Source organism: Microbacterium sp. SYP-A9085 (assembly GCF_009649635.1).
In the GTDB taxonomy this organism is placed as follows: Bacteria; Actinomycetota; Actinomycetes; order Actinomycetales; family Microbacteriaceae; genus Microbacterium.
On record NZ_WJII01000001.1, the window covers coordinates 202,080 to 220,932 of the forward strand.

Consider the following 18,853-nt stretch of genomic DNA (forward strand, 5'->3'; position numbering starts at 1 on the left):
TCATGCCTCCTGAGGCGGGTCGATGTGCGGATCAGAGAGTCGTGGCGCCGCTTGAGCGGGGACCGGCACGATGGGCCGCCCGTCCAGCAGCAGGCGAAGTCGGGCCGTGTGCTCCAGCTCCTCGAGCACGTCCAGCGCGTGGTCCAGATCGTCCCCCGCGACGATCGGGCCGTGGTTCCTCAGCAGCATGCAATGCGCCCGCGCCGCGACTCGCCCCGCGTGTGCCGCCAGTTCCGGTGCACCCGGCGGGTAGAAGGGGACGATCGGAAGAACTCCCACCCGCATCCGGTAGTACGCCGTCAGCGACGGCAGCGCGTCGTCCTCGTCGATGTCCCGCAGGCACGAGACCGCCGTCGACCACACCGAGTGCGTGTGGATGACGGCGTTGGCCCTGGGCCGAGCCCGGTACACCGCAGCGTGGAGAACGGCTTCTTTGGACGGGGTTCGGCCTGAGCGGCGAGTGCCGTTCAGATCGACGACAGCGAGATCCGCCGCGGTGAGCGTCCTCAAGCTGAGGCCGGTGGGGGTCACCACGACCAGCTCACCGACCCGCACCGACACGTTCCCGGTGCTCCCGTGCGTGAGACCTCGGTCGTGGAGGTAGCGAGCCGCCTCGACGACCCGCCGTGCCGCATCATCCAGCTGGTCGATCACCGCGCGCCCCATGCGCGGCCGGGATCGGTCGCTCTGACGAAGAGATCCGGCGCACCGAAGTTGCCGGACTTCAGCAGGAGTGCGAGCGGCCGCGGACCTGTCGCATACAGCCATGCAACGCCCTCATCGACGCGCTCGCCCACGATGCCACCGGCGATGCCGAGGCCGCGGACGACGGCGCCGGAGGTCTCACCCCCGGCGACGACGAAGCGATCCACACCACGGTCCCGGAGCCCCGCGGCGATGCGGGCCATCGACTGTTCGAACAGCTCCGAGACCCGAGCGGCACCGAACTGCTCGTGGACCCGTTCCAGCTCTTCGCTGTCCACCGAGGAGAAGAACAGCGGTGTGCTGCGCTCCGGCAGAGACGCGTACCAGCGCAGGGCATCGCCCGTCATCCTGTCGGCGGTCATCCCGGGCGCGGCGGCCAGTTGGAACGCGGGGAACCCCTGTTCGCGGAAGCGGGCGACCTGGCGGAGCGTGGATGCCGAGCAGCTTCCCGCGAACACGGCAGCATGTTCGCATGCCCGCCCGTCGAAGGTGCCGCCGCCCTGGGCTCCGGTGAAACGGCTGGTCCGCTGCATCCCGAGAGCGAACGCGAGGCCGGCGGCACCGGCGATCAGCGCGCTTGTGGACTGCGCCTCGGCGAGGGTGGCCAGATCGTCGTCGGTGGTGGCGTCGGCGACGACGAGCGCGTGCTCGTCACGGGGAAGCCTCTCGATCTGGGCGCGGACCGCGTCGACGCCCGCCCGCACCGTCTGGAGGGGAATCGCGTGCACGGGGAGCCGGCTCTGCGCCGCCAGCAGCCGGGGGACCAGAGAATCCGTCATGGGGTTCAGGGGATGCCGGGCCATGTGCGACTCCTCCAGCAGCACCCCATCCACGTACAGCCGTCCGGCGTCCACCGTGCGGCCGTGCCGGGGGGAGCTCGGAGTGGTCAGCACCACCCCTGCCTCGAGCCGGTCGGACAGCGCATCCAGAACCGGACCGATGTTTCCCGCGGGGGTGGAGTCGAACGTCGAGCAGTACTTGAAATAGATCTGATCCGCCCCGTGGTGCAGCAGATACGCGGCGGTCATCAGTGAGCAGTCGACCGCTTCAGATGCTGGCACGGAACGCGTCTTGAGCGCGACGACGATCGCGTCGCACTCCGGCAGTTGAGTCGGGGGATCTTCGAGGCCGAGCAGCAGCAGCGTACGCAGGCCGGCGGCCCGCAGGGCATCGGCCACATCGATGGCTCCGGTGTAGTCGTCGGCGATCACGCCGAGAGTCGGGCTCGACTCGGGTCGCACGATGTCGCGGTACAGCGTCGCGGCCGCGCTGACCGGTCCGGCGAACACCGGTCGCCCGAGTCGTTGTTCGAGCTGCTTCCTAGCAGGGGCGAGAGAGTACTGCGCGAGCACAACGGCATCCGGGTCCGCTGCCGAGGAACCCACCGCCGCCGCCAGATCGTCGACGAGAGCGGCGAGGTCACCCGCGGTCGCGCTCGCCTTCGCCCCGGCGGCGGTCACACCGCTGACGCGGATCGATCGTCCGCTCTCATCGGCCGCCTCGCGCAGCCTGTGGACGCTGTCGCGGAGAGCCTCCTCGAACGATGCGATGAGGAGGAGATGCCGCGCACCCGACCGGATCCCGTCGTCGAAGACGGCGTCATCGGGCGCAAGCACGGGGACAGCGCCCCGACGCTGCGCTGCGACCGCACCGTACAGCGAGCACGTCAAGAGCACGCCGTCGGCGCCGTGTCCGACAGCGACATCGATGAGGGACTCCATCCGGGACACGAGCGCGGGGTTGAGCCCGCCGCTCGCCTCGGCGTCCACCATGAGCCGGTCGTCGAGGATGTTCCAGATGTCGACTTCGCCGAAGGCCTCGGATACCGCGGCCTCGGCGGGGGGGATCGCCAGCGGTGTGGCACTGATCAAGGCGATCAGCGGCCTGTCGTGGCTCATACCCGGTCCCCTTCGATGGACGTCAGCCACTCGGCGTGCGCGCCGCGGGGTTTCGTGGCCGAATACTCGCATCCGATCCAGCCGCCGTACCCGATCTCCCGCAGCACACCGAAGACGTGGGGCCACGAGAGCTCGCCGGTACCCGGTTCGGTGCGGTCGGGAGCATCCGCGATCTGGACGTGGCGCAGCACGGGTGCGAGCTCCTTCAGCTTGACGCTGACCCCGCCTTCCTGCATCTGCGCGTGGAAGACGTCGAACAGCAGGCCCAACCGGTCCGACCCGATGGCGTCGATCACCGTGGCCGCCTGCGTCTGGGTCGTCAGGAGGAAGCCCGGGGAGCTCGTGTCGTTCTGCGGCTCGACCAGCAGCGAGATCTCGGTGTCCTTCGCGACATCCGCGGCCCACGCGATGTTGAGCAGAAACTCTGCCCACGCGCGATCGAAGGACACGCCCTCGGGCACGGTACCAGCGACGATGTGAAGCATCGGCACTCCGAGTCCTGTCGCATACTCCAGGCCGCGTTCCACGCCGTCCTTGAACTCGCCACGGCGTCGGGGGTCGCACGCTATCCCCGTCCGCATCTGCCCGTCCACGCTCGCCGGGGGCGTGTTGATCAACACCATCGCCACGCCTGCCGCCGCGACCATCCGTTCCAAGGACGCAACCGAGTACCCGTATGGGTTCGGGCACTCCACCGCACGGAAACCGGCGGCTGCGGCTGCGGCGAACCTTTCCGGCATCGGCAGATCGGTGAAGAGCCACTTCAAGTTGGCGGCGAACCGCAGCGGCGGCGGCTCCTGCGACGTGGTCGCGCGAACCGTGGTCGGCGTCATCGCTTCCTATCCGTTCACTCGGTTCACCGGCGCTCTTCCGGCGAAGAAGTCGATGACCTGCTGCGCGGCGCACGTCTCCATCCGCCGGCGCGCCTGCGCCGTCGCTCCGGCGATGTGAGCAGTGAGCAGGAGGTTCGGTGCCCGCAGCAGCGGATCTGAGGGGGCGATCGGCTCGCACTCGATCACATCGAGTGCGGCCCCGGCGATCTGCCCCGAATCAAGCGCCCGAACCAGATCATGCTCGTTCACGACTCCGCCGCGGGATGTGTTCACCAGGAATGCCGACTTCTTCATCCGCCGCAGCGCGTCGTGGCCGATGAGGTTCCTCGTGTCGTCCGTCAGGGCCAGATGCAACGACACGAAATCCGATTGTGCGAGCAGGTTATCGAGGGTCACGGACCGGACGCCTGCGTCCGCCATGACCTGCGCACTGACCCACGGGTCGTAGCCGATGACCGACATCCCGAGGGCGGCGGCGCTGCGTGCGACGGAACGGCCGATCTTGCCCACCCCGACGACTCCGAGCGTCGCGCCCGCGAGTTCGACGCCACTGCCCTGGTTCCACTCCGCACGTGCCGTCGCGGTGATGTTCGCCGGCAGATCCCGCGCCAGGCTGAGAAGCAGGCCGAGGGTCAGCTCCACCACAGACTGCTCGTTCGCGCCGGGCGTGTTGCACACGACGATCCCCTGCGCGCTGGCGGCGGCGAGATCGACGTTGTCATAGCCGGCCCCGGTGCGCGCCACGATCTGCAGTCCCTCGACGGACGTCAGATCGGCCGCGGTGAGCGGTTCTGTTCCGAGGATCAGGGCATCGGATCGCCGCACCTGCTCGCGGAGGGGGGTGCGTGTCCCTCGCCGCAGCACCTCCGAGGAGTATTGGACGTCGAATCCCGCGTCCAGGAGGAGCCGCTCGGCCGCGCCTCCGGCGTGGAGGTAGCCGGTGGTGACGGTGACGCGCCTACGATTCGATCGCATCTGAACTCCGAACTGACACAAGAGCGGGATCCCGGTCGTTGATGGCGATGACAAGCGGCTCCTCATCGCGGCGGTGGTGGAACTGCATCTGGGCGGTCTGGGCCCTCTCCCGTCGCCAGCCGTCCTCCGACAGGCTGCACAGGACGTCGTGGCCCGGGACCACGCGCGCCCCGGCGCCGGAGGCGATGTCGTTGATCCTCGTGATGCTGTCGGCGGCGACCTGCCTGTCCAGCGCAGAGTCGATCACTCGGGCACCGAGCTCTCGGACGTTCTTGGCCGCGTCCCCGACGAAAAGGAGGGGACCCCGGGTCGTTTCGGCCAGGAACGCGACGTGTCCCGGAGTGTGGCCCGGAACTTCGCACGCCCGGATGCCGGGAAGGATTTCGCCGTCGCCGTCGATGAGTCGCAGCGCGGATTCCGGCTCGCCGAGTGCCGCCAGCAGCGGCTGCGAGACGAACGGGACATCCATCGGCTGTCGACGCGCCCACGAGAACTCGGCCCGCCCGATCCATCGCCGTGCGCGAGGGAACATGCTGACGCATCCGACGTGATCCCAGTGGGAATGGGTCAGGAGAACATCGGTGACGTCTGCGGGGGCAAGCCCGTGCGCGGCGAGGCCGTGCACGATCAGTGGCACGTAGGACGGCGGCCCGGTGTCGACCAGCACGGCGCTGTCGCCGTCGTGGAGCAGCCACACGCTGCTCCATCCGAACGAGCCGTGCGTCGCCGTCTTGCCCGGGAAGCCGTCGACGATCGGATGAGCGTCATACATTCCTTTCCCCCTTTCCTGTCATCTCCTCGCGGGCGCGGCGGCAGCGCGTCCGTGCAGCCACGCGGGTTTCACGCGTGTCCGGCATCGGCCCCGTCCGGCGTACGGAGGCCAGGCGGCGCGACGATGAGTTCGCCGCCCTGCATCACGAGACTCGGAGCCCGCAGCAGCGTGATGTCCTCCAGCGGATCGCCCGGGACGGCGATGATGTCGGCGAGCTTGCCCGGCTCGATCGTCCCGACCAGATGGTCGGTGCGCATCACCTGGGCGCCGGAGCGCGTGCCGGCGGTGATCGCCTCTCCCGCCGACATCCCCCAGCGCGTGGCGAGTTCGAATTCGAGCGCCATGGCTCCTTGCGGATGCGTTGGCCAGCCGATGTTGTCGCTGCCGAGCGCGTATTTGACACCCGCGGCGAGACCCCTCGCGAAATCGGTGCTGATCGCCTCGACGTGGCGCGCGAAAGCCTCCTTCTTCCACGCGGGATAGCCGAACTCGTCGGCGGCGGCGTGATGCAGGTAAGGGTGCGACAGAGTGGTCACGACCCAGTTGCCGGCCTCCGCGATGCGCTCGCGGGTGGCGTCCGTGATGCCGAAACCGTGCTCGATGATGTCGACCCCTCCGTCGAGGGCGAGCTGCACCTGGCGATCCCCGATGCAATGCGCGCTGACCTGCAGGCCGTTCAGGTGCGCCTCATCGGTGACCGCTCGGATCTCCGCGAGCGTGAACCCCGGTGACTCGTTGTAGGGATCTTCGCCCCAGGGACGGAAGCGATCGCCCAGCGCACCCTTCGACACGCCGATCTTGATCACGGTGGCGCCCTGGCGGATCCGGGTCCGGACCATCTTGCGGCACTCGTCCGGTCCGTCGGCGATGATGCCCTGCTGCTCGATCCAGGCGAGCGGCACGTTGAAGTGATCCCACGTGCCGGCCGTGGAACAGATGAAGTCTCCCGAGACCTCGAGACGAGGCCCAGAGATCATCCCCTCCCGCAGCACGCGACGCACGTCGGGGCCGACGGCGGAGCCCAGGCAGCGGGCCGAGGTGATGCCGGCCTCGAGCATCCGCCGGGCTTCGCCCGCGGCACGCAGCGCTCGATAGGAGAGGGACTCGAAGCGCATCGTGTTCGAGACGTCGCTGGGCACGCCGAAGAAGTGCATGTGGGCGTCGATCATTCCGGGGACGAGGGTCCCGTCGCCGAGGTCGACGACAGCCGCATCCTCGGCGAGCGCCGGATCATGCCGGGAGCCGACGGCGACGATCTTCTCACCCTCCACGCGTACCGCGACGTCTGACCTCACCCCCCCATTGCCGTCGACGAGCCCGGCGGCTCGCAGCACCCAGCTGCGTGCGCTGCCGGGTTCGGGAGGAAGCTGACTCATCGCTCACCGCCCAGGACGGCGGTGGCCTCGATCTCCACGAGCCATTCGCGATTGCCGAGCCCGCCCGCGACGATGGCGGTTGTGGCCGGATACGGCGCGGGGAGGACTCGCTTGCGAACCTCCATGACCGCGGGCAGGTCGGAGCGATCCGTGATGTAGACCACGATCCGGCAGACATCCGCGAGTGTGCCGCCGGCGGCCTCCACGAGGGCCTTGATGTTTCCGAGGACCTTTTCCGTCTGGGCGGTGATGTCACCGGGGGCGACGGTCGTCCCGTCCTCCGCCTGCGGCGTCTGCCCCGAGATGTGGAGCATCCGACCGACCGGCGTGAGGGTGGACTGGGACATGGGTGCGGGTGTGTCGAAGACCCCTGCGGCCTTGACGGCGGAGTACGGCATGGTGGGAACCTTTCATCGTCGATGAACCCTTAATTTATATTATCTTATGTGTCGGGATTGCGGTCAATCCTCGCCTGATGACCCGAGATAGAGCTCGGCGACGCGCGGATCCGCCAGCAACTCGCTGCCCGTGCCCGTGTGGGCGTTCGTGCCCTCGGCCAGGACGTAGGCCCGATCGCAGATCTCCAGTGCGCGCCGGGCGTTCTGCTCGACCATCATGATCGCCACGCCCGCCCCCTGAATCTCCTTGATGCTCTGGAACAGCTCTTCCTGCCTGTGCGGCGACAGCCCGGCCGACGGCTCGTCCAGAAGCAGGACGCGCGGCTCCATCATGAGCGCGCGTGCCATCGCCAGGGACTGCCGCTCACCGCCCGACAGCGAATCGGCCATCTGACCCCCGCGACCCTGAAGTGCGGGAAACAGCGCCTCGACGAACGCGACCCGCTCTGCCCAGCGCCTGCGCGCGAGATAGAGGCCCATCCTCAGGTTCTCGTGGACCGTCAGCCGGCCGAACACATTCGCGTACTGCGGAACGATGCCGATCCCACGACGGACCAGTTCGTGCGCCGCGAGGCCGCGGATGTCGGACCCGAGCAGCGTCACGGCGCCGCTGCGCACCGGCAGCATCCCGAACGCCGCCTTCAAGAGTGTGGATTTCCCGGCTCCGTTGGGGCCGATGAGCGTCACGAGCTCACCCTCCCGCAGGTCGACGCTCAGCCCGCGCAGGATGTCGAGATCTGGAGAGTACCCGGCCGTCAGATCGGCGATCTCCAGCACTTTCGGGGCGTGGCCGCGGTCGTGCGCACCCGGCAATCCGGACAGCGAGTGCGCGGCGTCGCTGGATCGGCCCAGGTACGCATCGATCACGCGTTCGTCCCGGAGCACCTCCTCGGGGGTCCCCTGCATGATGAGCCGACCGCGATCCATGCACATGACGTGATCGCTGACCCGGGCGATCGAGAGCATGTCGTGCTCGATGATCACGATCGTCATGCCCCGGTCGCGCAGCTGCCGGAGGCGCTCCATGATGAAGTCGCGCAGAACCGGATTGACGCCGGCCAGCGGCTCGTCCAGCAGGAGCACCCTCGGCTCCGCCATCAGGGCTCGAGCGATCTCCAGCAGACGACGTTGCCCCCCGCTGAGCACTGCGGCCTTCTCCCCGGCAAGGTGGTCGAGCCTGAACTCGCGGAGGAGCTCATGCGCTCGCGTCTCCAGGCTCCGGTTCTGCCTCCGCCACAGCCACGAAAGCAGGGCTGCGCCGATCTTCTCGCCGATCTGGCCGGCCGGTGAGACGAGCATGTTCTGCAGGACCGTCATCTCCAGCAGCGGCCGGGTGGCCTGGAATGTCCGGATCATGCCGGTGCGGGCAATGGCGTGTGCACGCTTGTTGCTGACGTCTGTCTCGTGAACACTCCACACGCCCGCGTCCGCACGGTCGAAGCCGCTGAGCAGATTGAAGAGGGTCGATTTGCCCGCGCCGTTCGGCCCGATGAGCCCGGTCACGATGCCCCCGCGGATCTCCAGTCGCTCGATGTCGACCGCGGTGATCCCGCCGATCCGACGGATCAGCCCCGAGCCGGCCACCGCGATGTCGATGGGCTGCACTCCGGTGACGCTCATGCTCGCCTCCCGATCGTTCCGAGAATTCCGCGAGGCAGGAAGGCCACCAGTGCGAGCAGGCCCAGTCCCACCAGGACGAACCGGAACACGCCGACGTCCGCGTCCCCGATGATGTCGGACGATATGGCCCCCGATTCGACGCCCGAACGCAGGATGCTGTCGAACGCCGAGAGCACGAGCCAGAACACGACGGCTCCGAGCGCGGGGCCCCATGTCCGCCCGACCCCGCCGAGCATGAGCGCCGCATAGGCGAAGAACGTGACCTCCGGCATGAAGGCCTCCGTGCTGACCGCCTGCTGACTCAGCGCCAGGACCACGCCGGCGGCGGAGCCGAACAGTCCTCCGATCAGCAGACTCTGCAGCTTCAGGCCGAAGACGTTCTTGCCGACGGATCTGGCCACGTACTCGTCCTCGCGCACGGAGATGATCACCCGTCCCCACGGGCTGCGCATCAGACCGAAGACAATGACGGTGCCCATGAGCACGAGCCCCCACGCCCAGGCCATCACCCACAGCGTGGACTCGTCCCAGCGCAGCACGCCGACGCCGTAGTATCCCCGCGGAATCGGATTGAGCGCGTAGAAGGCGTCGGCGAAGCGCTGGATGCCGTTCACACCCTTGGTGACCGGTGCCGCGATATCGGATCGGAAGAACAGTCTGAGGATCTCCGCCGCGGCGATCGTGCAGATCGCGAGATAGTCGCCTCGCAGGCGCAGGGTGGGAATTCCCAGCATGAGCGAGAACACGATCGACAGGATCACCGCGACCAGCAAGCCCGCCCAGATCGGGCCCCCGAAGGCCACCGTGACGGCGACGCCATAGGCTCCGAGCATCATGTAGCCGGCCTGCCCGAAATTGATGAGCCCGGTGTAGCCGTAGTGGACATTCAGGCCGATCGCGGCGAGCGCGTACGCAGCCGCGCCGGGACCGACGGCATTGCGCAGCGCATCGGCGAGGATCTCCCAGACGCTCATGTCAACCCACGCGTACCTTTCGGCCGAACAGACCCTGGGGTCGCAGGAGGAGAGCCAGGATCAGGACGAGCATCGCCACGGCGTTCTTCAGCTGGCTGGGCAGGAACAGCGTGCTGACCTGGGTCACCACTCCGATCAGGATGCCCCCGGCCATCGCCCCGTAGGCGCTTCCGATGCCGCCCACGATGACGGCTGCGAACATCAACAAGAGCAGGAGGAATCCGCCGTTCCAGCTCACTTGCTCGGACATGCCATGGAAGATTCCCCCTAGGGCAGCGAGCGCACCGCCGATCACCCACACGGCGATGTAGACGAATCTCGTGGAGATTCCGCTGGCCTCGGCGAGCGGACCGTTGTCGGCGACGGCGCGCACAGCCCGGCCGAGTGTCGTCAGCTGCAGCATCACGGCGACCCCCACCAGCGCCGCCACCGCCAACGCCATCATCACCAGATCGCGCGGGGCGACCGACAATCCCCCGATCTGGATCCGCTCCTGAACCTGGTAGGCCAGGAAGGGGCGCGGCCGGCTTCCGACGAAGTAGAGGATCGCGTTACGGCCGAACATGTCCAGCCCGATCGTGGCCACCAGGAGGGAGAGATGGGGTAGGTTCGCGCGTCGCATGGGTCCGAAGATCGCGACTTCTGCGAAGCCCGCGACGATCCCACCCAGACACACCGCGATCAGCGCCGCCAGATACAGATTGAGGCGCGGACCACCGTCCATCGTGTTGAGGTACAGCGCCATCACGGCGCCGAACGTCACAAGGCTTCCATGCGCGAAGTTGACCAGGCCCGTCGTGCTGAAGATGAGCGAGAGCCCGATCGCGGCGAGCGCAATCACCAGCCCCAGCCGCAGTCCGTCCACGAGACCCTGCAGCAGGGGTCCGACGCCCGCCACGGCCATGCCCGCCACCAAGACCGCGACGACGATCCCACCGGCGACCGCGAGGCTGCGCGGCCTCATCCGGGAGTCCGTCCGCGTCGCGGGCTTGGTGGCGGCGGGAGTCAGCTGCCCGAGGTGCACGTGCCATCCTCACAGCGGAACTCGCCGTCCAGCTGCACCTGGGAGGCGCCGTCCATCGTCCACGTGGCGAATCGGGCCACGGTCGGGTCGCCCGCGTCGCTCAGGTTCTTGGGACCGGAGGGCCCGACATAGCGGATGTCTTTGCCGGCCTTCAACGCTGCAACGCAATCGGCGTAGCTGTTGCACTCGTCGCCTCCGCGCGTGACGTCCGCGACAAAGTCCTTCACGATCGACGGGTCGACCGAATCGGCAGCGGTGGCGGCCAGCGCGGTGATGATCGCGCAGTCGTACTGCTCGGCGGCGAACAGGGCTTGCTTGAGGCCCGCGTTGGCCGCCAGGATCCGGTCGTTGAACCCGGCGTCGAAGGTCTTCGGGTTCGTGACGCCCTTGACCCCCTTCAGGACCGCCTTGTTGCCGGGGTCCACCGATTCCCACAGCACGTTGGAGGCGAGCTGGTTGACGCCGTACAGCTGCACGCCGTTGTCGACCGTGAGGCGGTTCTCCACCATGGTCTGGACGAACTCGCCCATCTCCGCATAGCCGATCAGTGCCACCGCGTCGACCTTGGCGTCGCGGATCTTCCCCACCTCGGCTTCGAAGCTCGTTGTGAGCGGGTCGTAGATGACGCGTGCCGCGACGGCGTCGCCCAGGTTCTCCTCCAACTGGTCGACCAGGCCCTGCCCGAACGCGTCGCCGCGGCCGATGACCGCCACTCGTTCGGCGCCGTTGTCGCGCATCAGCGAGGCGAGCGCGATCGACTGCAGCAGGTTCGAGGTGGCGGTGCGGTAGTGGAAGCCTTCGTCGGGGTAGTCGGTGAACTCCAGCGCTGTGTCCGCGCCGCTGCACATCAGGGTGCGCGAGGACACGACCTTGTCGAGGAGCGAGAGCGAGACGGCCGACTGACCGGTGCCCATGATCGCCATGACACCACGGCTGAGGAGCCGGTCGACCGCCTGCGCGGCGACCGTGGGGTCGCTCGCGGTGTCGCCGCCGACGACCTCGACCTTGTTTCCGAGGATGCCGCCGGCTTCGTTGATGTCCTTCACCGCCATCCGGGTGGATGCCACCAGGGAGCCTCCCAGGACCGCGACCGACCCGGTCTCAGGCATCAGGTAGCCGAACTTGACGGCTTCCCCGCCGCCCGGCGTGTTCGTCGCCGTACATGCGGTCAGGGTCAGAGCCGCCAGGAGGGCGGCTGCAGGTAGGAGCTTCGAGTTCATGACCTTCCTCATCTCATCGTTGAAACAGGTGTCAGGCCGCCGATGGCGGTCTTATGGGAGGCTGGATCTATTTATTTATATATATTTATCTATACGTCGATGGTCCCGCGAACCCGCGCCGGCGCCGGCACGGCGTGCGGCTACTCGGGGTCGATCCCGTGCAGCCGCAGCTGCTCGAGAAGCCACTCGCGTGGCTCCAGCACCGGATGCCGAACCCATTCCGCGTCCTGCCGGATCTGTACGCCCGAGCTGGTGCAGTGGAAGGCGTTGGCCGCGGCGACGACGTCGTCGGGGCAGTTGCTGAGCGCCACCAGCAGATCCATTTCGGCGCGGAACTCGATGAAGTCCCCCGGCTTGGTGACCGGCTCCTTCACGAGGAACCCGCCCGCATCCACGTCGTACGGGTAGTTCTGGAAGATGTCGAACGAGTCGGGGATGTCTTCGGGCGGGATGCCATAGGGGGAAACCGCTGCAGCGAGCTGCTCGAAGCAGCCATCGCGCACCCCGGCGCCGTGCGCCGCGTAGAAGAAGGCATTGCACATGCGATGGTGAACCCCATGCGTGCCGATGGGGTCGGCCGTCTCCGTGAGGATCGTCATGAGCGGACGGCACAGTCCCGACATCACCCAGTCCCCCTGCTGGACCGTCATGCGGGGACGAAACGCCCGGCCGGGCTCGGGGAAGTATCGCGTGCGCGAATACGATGTGGAGAGCTTCTCGCGCAGGTTGTGCAGATTCCACACGGCCATGTCCACCACCTGCTGGCCCTCGAGATCCGTGATCCGGAGGACCTGGCCTTGGTGCAGCTCCACCGTCATCGCAGACTTCGGCGAGAGCACGCGGTCTTCGACGATGGCCCCGGTCATCAGAGCACCGCCGACAGGAACGCGCGGGTGCGGTCGTGCACCGGCGCTTCGATGACCTGGCTCGGAGGGCCGGACTCGACGACCGAACCGCCGTCCATGAAGACCACGACATCGGCGACTTCGCGGGCGAATCCCATTTCGTGGGTCACCACGAGCATCGTCATCCCGTCCGCGGCAAGATCCTTCATGACGGCCAGCACATCGCCGACCAGTTCCGGGTCGAGGGCGCTGGTGGGCTCGTCGAAGAGCATGAGGCGCGGCTCCATCGCCAAGGCCCGGGCGATCGCCACTCGCTGCTGCTGGCCGCCGGAGAGCTGCTTCGGATATGCCTTCAGCTTGTCGCCCAGGCCTACTCGCTCCAGGAGCTGTACAGCGCGCGCTACCGACGCCTTCCGCGCCCGGCCCCGCACCGTGACAGGCCCGACCGTGAGATTCTCCAACACCGTCATGTGCGGAAACAGGTTGAAGTGCTGGAACACCATCCCGATGTCCGAGCGATCACGGCAGATCTCGGCTTCGGAGGACTCGTAGAGCTTTCCCCGGCGATGACGGTACCCCACGAGCTGACCGTGGACGGTGAGCGTTCCGCCCGATACCGACTCGAGGTGGTTGATGCACCGCAGGAAGGTGCTCTTGCCGGAGCCGGAAGGACCGAGCAGACACATGACCTGCCCTTCCAACAGGTCGAGATCGATTCCCTTCAGCACCTCGACGGCGCCGTAGCTCTTTCGTACACCGCGTGCCGAGACGATCGTGGCGGTCATGCCGGCCTCCCCTGACGTGGACGGGCGTGGAATGTGAAGGCCGTCCGCAGAAGTCGACCCACGACGGACGGGCGCGGACCCTGCCCAGAGCCGCGTCCGAAATGGCGCTCGATGAAGAACTGCCCGATGGTCAGCACCGTGGTGACCACCAGATACCAGATCGTCGCAACAATCAGCATCGGGATGGTCTCGAACGTACGCGCGTAGATGAGCTGCACAGAGTTCAGCAGCTCGGGCAGCCCTATCACGCTGACGAGCGACGAGAACTTCAGCATCCCGATCGTCTCATTGCCGGTCGGCGGGATGATCATGCGCATGGCCTGGGGAAGGACGATCTTCCGCATCAGCACGGACCGCCTCATCCCCAACGACTGTGCCGCCTCGAACTGACCCCTATCGACGGAGAGGATGCCGGCACGCACGATCTCCGCCATGTACGCCGACTCATACAGTGCGAGGCCGAGGATCGCGGCGACGAATGTCGGAATGACCGTGTTCGCGTCCAGGGTGAAGAACGTCGGTCCGATGAACGGGATCCCGATCGAGATCACGGGGAACAGCGCCGATATGAAGTTCCAGAACAGCAGTTGCACGAGAAGCGGAGTGCCGCGGAACAGCCACACGAACGCTCCGGCGACGCCCCGCAGCACGATGCTCTGTGAGAGCCGCATCAGCGCCAGCACGATGCCGAGGACGATGGCGATCGTCATCGCGATGGCCGTCAGCTCCAGAGTCCGAACCAGCCCGCTGAGCACCGCACCGGAGAAGAGATACTCACCGACGACGTCCCACTGATAGCGAGGATTGGTGATGAATCCCTCGACGAGCATGCCGACGAGCACGAGCACGACCGCGATGCCGATCCAGCGGCCGGGATGCCGGCGGGGCACGACCCTCATACCCTCCGTGTCGGCCGGGGCGGGATCCCACCGCCCCGGTCCGGCACCCGACGAGGACCGCCGATCGATGATCGCCACCATCACTTCCCGGCGTTGATCGTCGCCGACTCGATCGCAAGCGAGTCCATCTTCCACTGAGCGAGGATGGAGGCGTAGGTTCCGTCATCCATCATGCTCTGAAGCGACGCCTGCAACGCCTGGGCGAGGCCGGTGCCCTTCATCATGCCGAGCGCGACGGGGTGCGGATCGAGCGGCTCATCTTGGGTCAACGCGAGCTTCTCCGGGCTCTCGGACACGGCATATGCCGCGCTGATCGTCTCGGTGAGCACCACGTCAGCACGATTGCTCGTCAGCGCCAGAACCGCTTCGTTGCCGCTGCCGTACGTGATGACCTCGAAAGGCTTCTCGCCGTCGGCCTTGCACGCGTCGTTCAATGAGGGTGCCACGGTCGTCTCCTGCTGCGAACCGAGCTGCACGGCGACGCGGATGCCGCACAGATCGTCGATCGACAGGGACAGGGGGTTGCCCTTGGGCACGATGATCGACGTGCCGGATTGGAAGAGATCAACGAAGTCGAAGATCTCCTGGCGCTTGGCCGTGTCGTTGAACGCGCTGAGGTGGTACTTGCCCGCCTGGATGCCCGGGATGATGGCATCGAAGGCGGACGGCTGCACATCGGCGTCGATCCCGGCTCGGGCGAAGACCTCCATGCCCAGGTCGAACTCGACCCCGGTCATCTTCCCGGACGCGTCCTGATAGGACAGGGGCGGATACGTTGCGTCGAGCACGTAGACGACCTGGGAGAACTTGTCGGGAACCTTCTCGGCGATCGCGGGTATCGCCGAACCGTTGGGACTCTCACTCGTCGCTGAGCCGGGGCCGGCAGCGGCACATCCCTGTAGTGCCAGGCCGACGGCGGCCAAGGACGCGATGACGATGGCGGACGTGCGGTGTGTGGGCGGGTACATCACTACTGCCTCCTCGTTGAGGTAATCGGTCGTGAAGAGGACCCAGTTGCTGTCCCCGTCTCATCAATAATCTATATTATCTTCTCTCCCGTCAAGTCCCATCGACATTGGACTGCGTGATGCGATCAGAAGGGTGCATGCGGTGCGCGACCGGATGCGCGCGTTCGCCGACCGGGTGCGCGCGTTCGCCGACCGGGTGCGCAACAGCCGGGTGGGCCGGCGTCAGCGGCGCGACGGCGCTGGACAAGGTCGCAGCCCGCCTACGTCGTGCGGCAGAACGCCGAGCAGCTGCGCGCGAACCTGGCCCGCGCCCAGCGCTGAGGGTCAGGCTGTGGCCGCCTGAACGATGGCGGCAACGTTCGCGCCGTGCATCAGCCCCGATGTGACGCTGCCCAGCACTGCGGCCCGCAGCACCGGCTGGGAGCGGGTCGCCATCACCACGAGGACATCGCTGCGGCCCTTCAGGTGGTTCACAAGGGCGTCCACCGGGTCACCGTGCAGGACCTCCCACTCCACCTCGACGCCATACCGCTCGGCGATGGCCTTCGCCCGAGAGCGCACGTATGAGTCCTCGGTGACGTCGATCCCCGACGTGTCGAGGTGGCGCAGATCCAGCACCTGCACCACCTGCAGGGTGGCCCCGAGGGCGCGCGCCCACTCGGCCGCCTCCCCGGACATCGACTCCGACCGGGGCGTGCCGTCCACCGGAAGCAGCACGGTCGTGACGGGACCGAGATCTGCCGGAACCCTGCCCTTGGGGCGGTAGACCAGCACCGGGTCGTGGCTTGCCTGCACGTACTCGCGCGCCACACTGCCCAGCATCGCCGTGCCGATCCCGCCGCGCCCGCGTGCGGTGATGGCCGCGAGCGACCCGGGCACGCGGTCGACCTCGCCCATGATGGCGTTGCTGACCGAGCCTCGTGCAACGACCGCGCGGCCTTCCGCGCCGTGGCGACGCGCCAGCTCGTGCACGTACTCCTCGGCGGCGACCATGTCACCCGTGCGCTCGGCGATCCGCACGAACGAGAGCGCGGCAGCGATCTGCTCGGCGATGCGCGCGGCGCGGGGGATCACCTCTTCGGCGAATTCGGACCCATCCAGTGCCACCACAATCCGCGTGTACATCGTCAGCCCCCTTGCCGCCACCCACAATCTAAAGCACCCCCACCCCGCGCCGCCAGGGAACCGGTGGAGCCCTCGCGCTCCCGCCCGCCGGGCACGGCGTTTGTCAGGGCATGCCCTGACGGCGCCCCGGCCCGCCAACTAGCGTGGGGAGCATGAGCGCTCCGATCGATCCCACCACCACGCCCGCCTGGGCCGAACTGCAGCAGCACAAGGCCACCGTCGAGCCGGATCTGCGCGGCTGGTTCGGGGCAGACCCCGATCGGGCGCGGCGCTTCACCCTGGAGGCCGCCGACCTGCACGTCGACCTGTCGAAGAACCTCGTCACCGACGACATCCTCGCCTCCCTCGTCCGCCTGGGCGAGCAGACCGGGGTCGCGCAGCGCTTCGCCCGGATGCTCGAGGGCGTGCACATCAACACGACCGAAGACCGCGCGGTGCTGCACACGGCGCTGCGCCGGCCCGCCGGCGGGCAGCCCGCGCTCACCGTGGACGGACAGGATGTCGATCACGACGTGCACGAGGTGCTGGCCCGGATGCGCGCGTTCGCCGACCGGGTGCGCACGGGCGCGTGGACCGGTGTCACCGGCGCGAAGGTCACGCACGTCGTCAACATCGGCATCGGCGGCTCCGACCTCGGCCCGGTCATGGTGTACGAGGCGCTGCGGCCCTACGCCGACGCGATCCAGGCCCGGTTCATCTCGAACATCGATCCCACCGACCTCGCGCAGACCACCGCGGACCTCGACCCGGCCACGACGCTGTTCATCGTGGCATCCAAGACGTTCACGACCCTGGAGACGCTGACGAACGCGCGGCTCGCGCGGGACTGGCTGTGGGCCGGGCTCCAGAAGGCCGGTGCGATCGACGACACCGACCAGGCGCGCGAGGATGCCGTCGCCCACCACTTCGTCGCGGTCTCCACGGCGCTGGACAAGGTCGCCGATTTCGGCATCGACCCCGACAATGCGTTCGGGTTCTGGGACTGGGTCGGCGGCCGCTACTCGGTCGACTCCGCGATCGGGCTCGCCCTTGCGGTGGCGTTCGGCCCGGACGTGTTCGAGGAGCTCCTGGCCGGGTTCCACGCTATCGACGCGCACACGGCATCCGCTCCCCTGGAGCGCAACGTGCCGATGCTGATGGGCCTCATGAATGTCTGGTACACGAACTTCCTCGGCGCCCAGACGCACGCGGTGCTCCCGTACGCGCAGCTGCTGCACCGATTCCCCGCGTATCTGCAGCAGCTGACGATGGAGTCCAACGGCAAGGGCGTGCGGTGGGACGGCAGCCCCGTCACCACCGACACCGGCGAGGTGTTCTGGGGCGAGCCGGGAACGAACGGGCAGCATGCGTTCTACCAGCTCATCCACCAGGGCACGCGCCTCATCCCGGCCGATTTCATCGCGTTCGCGAACCCCGCGTACCCGCTGCAGGACGGCGACCGGGACGTGCACGGCCTGCTCCTGGCGAACTTCCTCGCGCAGACGAAGGCGCTCGCGTTCGGCAAGACGGCCGAAGAAGTCGAGGCGGAGGGCACCACCGGCGCGCTCGTGGCCGCACGCACGTTCACCGGCAACCGGCCGACCACCTCCGTCTTCGCCCCGGCCCTCACCCCGCGGGTGCTCGGCGAGCTGATAGCCCTGTACGAGCACATCACGTTCACCGAGGGCACCGTGTGGGGCATCAACTCGTTCGACCAGTGGGGCGTCGAGCTCGGCAAGCAGCTCGCGCTGCAGATAGCCCCGGCGATCGAGGGGGATGCCGACGCCGTCGCCGCGCAGGACCCGTCGACCCGCGCGCTGCTGGACTACTACCGCGCCCACCGCAGCTAACGCCCGCGTCGCGGCACCATCCCCGCGCGCGGCGCACGGATGCGGCAGGCTGGTGAGGTGATCCCGACACCGTCATCCTCCGCCGCCGGCGGCCGGCATCCCTGGGCGCGGATCGCGGCTTGGCTGATCGACTGGGTCGTGATCATCGCCTGGGCCGGTGTGGTGGCCGCGGTCGCGATCCCGCTGTATCTCACCGGTGTCCTCGGGGCGCTGCCGATCTGGGCCGCGAATCTGCTCTCGGCGGCGGTGCTCGTCGTCCCCGTCACGCTGGCGCTGGCGTGGGGGGAATCCCGCGGGGCAACGCTCGGCAAGCGCGTCATGCGCCTGCGCGTCGCCGAAGAGGACCACGTGCGGATCGGATACCCGCGTGCCGTCGCCCGCAACGCGCTGAAGATCGCGGCGCCCTGGCTGGTCGGCCACGCCGCCGTCTATGCGATCGTCGCGACCTCGGCGGCGGGCGAGCCCCCGGCGTGGGTGTGGGTGCTCACCGGCGTGGCCTACCTGCTGCCGATCGTGTGGATCGTCACCCTGTTCGTCGGCTCCGGCCGCCCGCCGTACGATCGGGTGACGCGGACGCAAGTGAGTCCCGCCCCCGGTCGCTAGCCCG

At 68.0% G+C, this 18,853-nt stretch carries 18 protein-coding genes; 2 read left to right on the top strand and 16 right to left on the bottom strand.

Annotated elements, in window-relative coordinates; genetic code table 11:
• The 16 genes from GH740_RS01030 to GH740_RS01105 form a co-directional block, all read right to left on the bottom strand.
• Positions 1 to 654, bottom strand: coding sequence for a class II aldolase/adducin family protein (locus GH740_RS01030; RefSeq protein ID WP_367640219.1), 654 nt, complete (start codon positions 652 to 654; stop codon positions 1 to 3).
• The gene (otnK, locus tag GH740_RS01035; RefSeq protein ID WP_216644874.1) at positions 651 to 2,603 is read right to left on the bottom strand and encodes a 3-oxo-tetronate kinase; all 1,953 of its coding nucleotides are present in this window, start codon (positions 2,601 to 2,603) and stop codon (positions 651 to 653) included. The genes GH740_RS01030 and otnK overlap by 4 nt, the downstream gene beginning before the upstream one ends.
• Positions 2,600 to 3,436: a hydroxypyruvate isomerase family protein gene (locus GH740_RS01040; protein ID WP_153744262.1), complete on the bottom strand. Its 837-nt coding sequence runs from the start codon at positions 3,434 to 3,436 to the stop codon at positions 2,600 to 2,602. The genes otnK and GH740_RS01040 overlap by 4 nt, the downstream gene beginning before the upstream one ends.
• A 6-nt stretch (positions 3,437 to 3,442) precedes the next feature.
• Positions 3,443 to 4,411, bottom strand: a complete 969-nt coding sequence (locus tag GH740_RS01045; RefSeq protein ID WP_153744263.1) for a phosphoglycerate dehydrogenase — start codon at positions 4,409 to 4,411, stop codon at positions 3,443 to 3,445.
• Positions 4,395 to 5,183 carry an N-acyl homoserine lactonase family protein gene (locus tag GH740_RS01050; RefSeq protein WP_153744264.1) on the bottom strand — a complete coding sequence of 263 codons (789 nt, stop codon included), beginning with the start codon at positions 5,181 to 5,183 and terminating at the stop codon, positions 4,395 to 4,397. The genes GH740_RS01045 and GH740_RS01050 overlap by 17 nt, the downstream gene beginning before the upstream one ends.
• 68 nt (positions 5,184 to 5,251) lie before the next feature.
• Positions 5,252 to 6,559 (bottom strand): amidohydrolase family protein, encoded by a 1,308-nt coding sequence (locus GH740_RS01055; protein WP_153744265.1) that lies wholly within the window; start codon positions 6,557 to 6,559, stop codon positions 5,252 to 5,254.
• On the bottom strand, positions 6,556 to 6,957 hold the full coding sequence (locus GH740_RS01060) for a RidA family protein (RefSeq protein WP_153744266.1): 402 nt from the start codon (positions 6,955 to 6,957) through the stop codon (positions 6,556 to 6,558). The genes GH740_RS01055 and GH740_RS01060 overlap by 4 nt, the downstream gene beginning before the upstream one ends.
• 63 nt (positions 6,958 to 7,020) lie before the next feature.
• On the bottom strand, positions 7,021 to 8,577 hold the full coding sequence (locus GH740_RS14240) for an ATP-binding cassette domain-containing protein (RefSeq protein ID WP_153744267.1): 1,557 nt from the start codon (positions 8,575 to 8,577) through the stop codon (positions 7,021 to 7,023).
• Positions 8,574 to 9,551, bottom strand: coding sequence for a branched-chain amino acid ABC transporter permease (locus tag GH740_RS01070; RefSeq protein WP_153744268.1), 978 nt, complete (start codon positions 9,549 to 9,551; stop codon positions 8,574 to 8,576). The genes GH740_RS14240 and GH740_RS01070 overlap by 4 nt, the downstream gene beginning before the upstream one ends.
• A 1-nt stretch (position 9,552) precedes the next feature.
• Positions 9,553 to 10,575 (bottom strand): branched-chain amino acid ABC transporter permease, encoded by a 1,023-nt coding sequence (locus GH740_RS01075; protein ID WP_153744269.1) that lies wholly within the window; start codon positions 10,573 to 10,575, stop codon positions 9,553 to 9,555.
• On the bottom strand, positions 10,557 to 11,795 hold the full coding sequence (locus tag GH740_RS01080; protein ID WP_172978239.1) for an ABC transporter substrate-binding protein: 1,239 nt from the start codon (positions 11,793 to 11,795) through the stop codon (positions 10,557 to 10,559). The genes GH740_RS01075 and GH740_RS01080 overlap by 19 nt, the downstream gene beginning before the upstream one ends.
• Before the next feature lie 140 nt (positions 11,796 to 11,935).
• Entirely contained in the window at positions 11,936 to 12,661 is a 726-nt protein-coding gene (locus GH740_RS01085) for an urea carboxylase-associated family protein (protein ID WP_153744271.1), read from the bottom strand.
• The gene (locus GH740_RS01090; RefSeq protein ID WP_153744272.1) at positions 12,661 to 13,425 is read right to left on the bottom strand and encodes an amino acid ABC transporter ATP-binding protein; all 765 of its coding nucleotides are present in this window, start codon (positions 13,423 to 13,425) and stop codon (positions 12,661 to 12,663) included. Before GH740_RS01090 ends, GH740_RS01085 begins: the two co-directional genes overlap by 1 nt.
• Entirely contained in the window at positions 13,422 to 14,324 is a 903-nt protein-coding gene (locus tag GH740_RS01095) for an amino acid ABC transporter permease (protein ID WP_216644875.1), read from the bottom strand. Before GH740_RS01095 ends, GH740_RS01090 begins: the two co-directional genes overlap by 4 nt.
• 80 nt (positions 14,325 to 14,404) lie before the next feature.
• Entirely contained in the window at positions 14,405 to 15,247 is an 843-nt protein-coding gene (locus GH740_RS01100) for an ABC transporter substrate-binding protein (RefSeq protein ID WP_172978240.1), read from the bottom strand.
• Between the two features lie 369 nt (positions 15,248 to 15,616).
• A complete protein-coding gene (locus tag GH740_RS01105) occupies positions 15,617 to 16,417 on the bottom strand; it encodes a universal stress protein (RefSeq protein WP_153744275.1) in 801 nt (266 codons plus the stop codon).
• A 152-nt stretch (positions 16,418 to 16,569) separates the two neighbouring features.
• Between GH740_RS01105 and pgi the strand changes: the two genes are divergently transcribed.
• Both pgi and GH740_RS01115 read left to right on the top strand, forming a co-directional pair.
• Positions 16,570 to 18,246: a glucose-6-phosphate isomerase gene (gene pgi / locus GH740_RS01110; protein ID WP_153744276.1), complete on the top strand. Its 1,677-nt coding sequence runs from the start codon at positions 16,570 to 16,572 to the stop codon at positions 18,244 to 18,246.
• Positions 18,247 to 18,303: 57 nt separating this feature from the next.
• A complete protein-coding gene (locus GH740_RS01115; RefSeq protein ID WP_367640225.1) occupies positions 18,304 to 18,849 on the top strand; it encodes an RDD family protein in 546 nt (181 codons plus the stop codon).
• Positions 18,850 to 18,853 lie beyond the last annotated feature (4 nt).

Excerpts from the sequence above, each read along its gene's own strand:
- GH740_RS14240 (WP_153744267.1), bottom strand. The coding sequence starts at position 8,577 with ATGAGCGTCACCGGAGTGCAGCCCATCGACATCGCGGTGGCCGGCTCG.
- GH740_RS01060 (WP_153744266.1), bottom strand. The coding sequence starts at position 6,957 with ATGCCGTACTCCGCCGTCAAGGCCGCAGGGGTCTTCGACACACCCGCA.
- GH740_RS01090 (WP_153744272.1), bottom strand. The coding sequence starts at position 13,425 with ATGACCGCCACGATCGTCTCGGCACGCGGTGTACGAAAGAGCTACGGC.
- GH740_RS01040 (WP_153744262.1), bottom strand. The coding sequence starts at position 3,436 with ATGACGCCGACCACGGTTCGCGCGACCACGTCGCAGGAGCCGCCGCCG.
- pgi (WP_153744276.1), top strand. The coding sequence starts at position 16,570 with ATGAGCGCTCCGATCGATCCCACCACCACGCCCGCCTGGGCCGAACTG.
- GH740_RS01105 (WP_153744275.1), bottom strand. The coding sequence starts at position 16,417 with ATGTACACGCGGATTGTGGTGGCACTGGATGGGTCCGAATTCGCCGAA.
- otnK (WP_216644874.1), bottom strand. The coding sequence starts at position 2,603 with ATGAGCCACGACAGGCCGCTGATCGCCTTGATCAGTGCCACACCGCTG.
- GH740_RS01080 (WP_172978239.1), bottom strand. The coding sequence starts at position 11,795 with ATGAACTCGAAGCTCCTACCTGCAGCCGCCCTCCTGGCGGCTCTGACC.
- GH740_RS01070 (WP_153744268.1), bottom strand. The coding sequence starts at position 9,551 with ATGAGCGTCTGGGAGATCCTCGCCGATGCGCTGCGCAATGCCGTCGGT.
- GH740_RS01050 (WP_153744264.1), bottom strand. The coding sequence starts at position 5,183 with ATGTATGACGCTCATCCGATCGTCGACGGCTTCCCGGGCAAGACGGCG.
- GH740_RS01085 (WP_153744271.1), bottom strand. The coding sequence starts at position 12,661 with ATGACCGGGGCCATCGTCGAAGACCGCGTGCTCTCGCCGAAGTCTGCG.
- GH740_RS01055 (WP_153744265.1), bottom strand. The coding sequence starts at position 6,559 with ATGAGTCAGCTTCCTCCCGAACCCGGCAGCGCACGCAGCTGGGTGCTG.
- GH740_RS01045 (WP_153744263.1), bottom strand. The coding sequence starts at position 4,411 with ATGCGATCGAATCGTAGGCGCGTCACCGTCACCACCGGCTACCTCCAC.
- GH740_RS01095 (WP_216644875.1), bottom strand. The coding sequence starts at position 14,324 with ATGAGGGTCGTGCCCCGCCGGCATCCCGGCCGCTGGATCGGCATCGCG.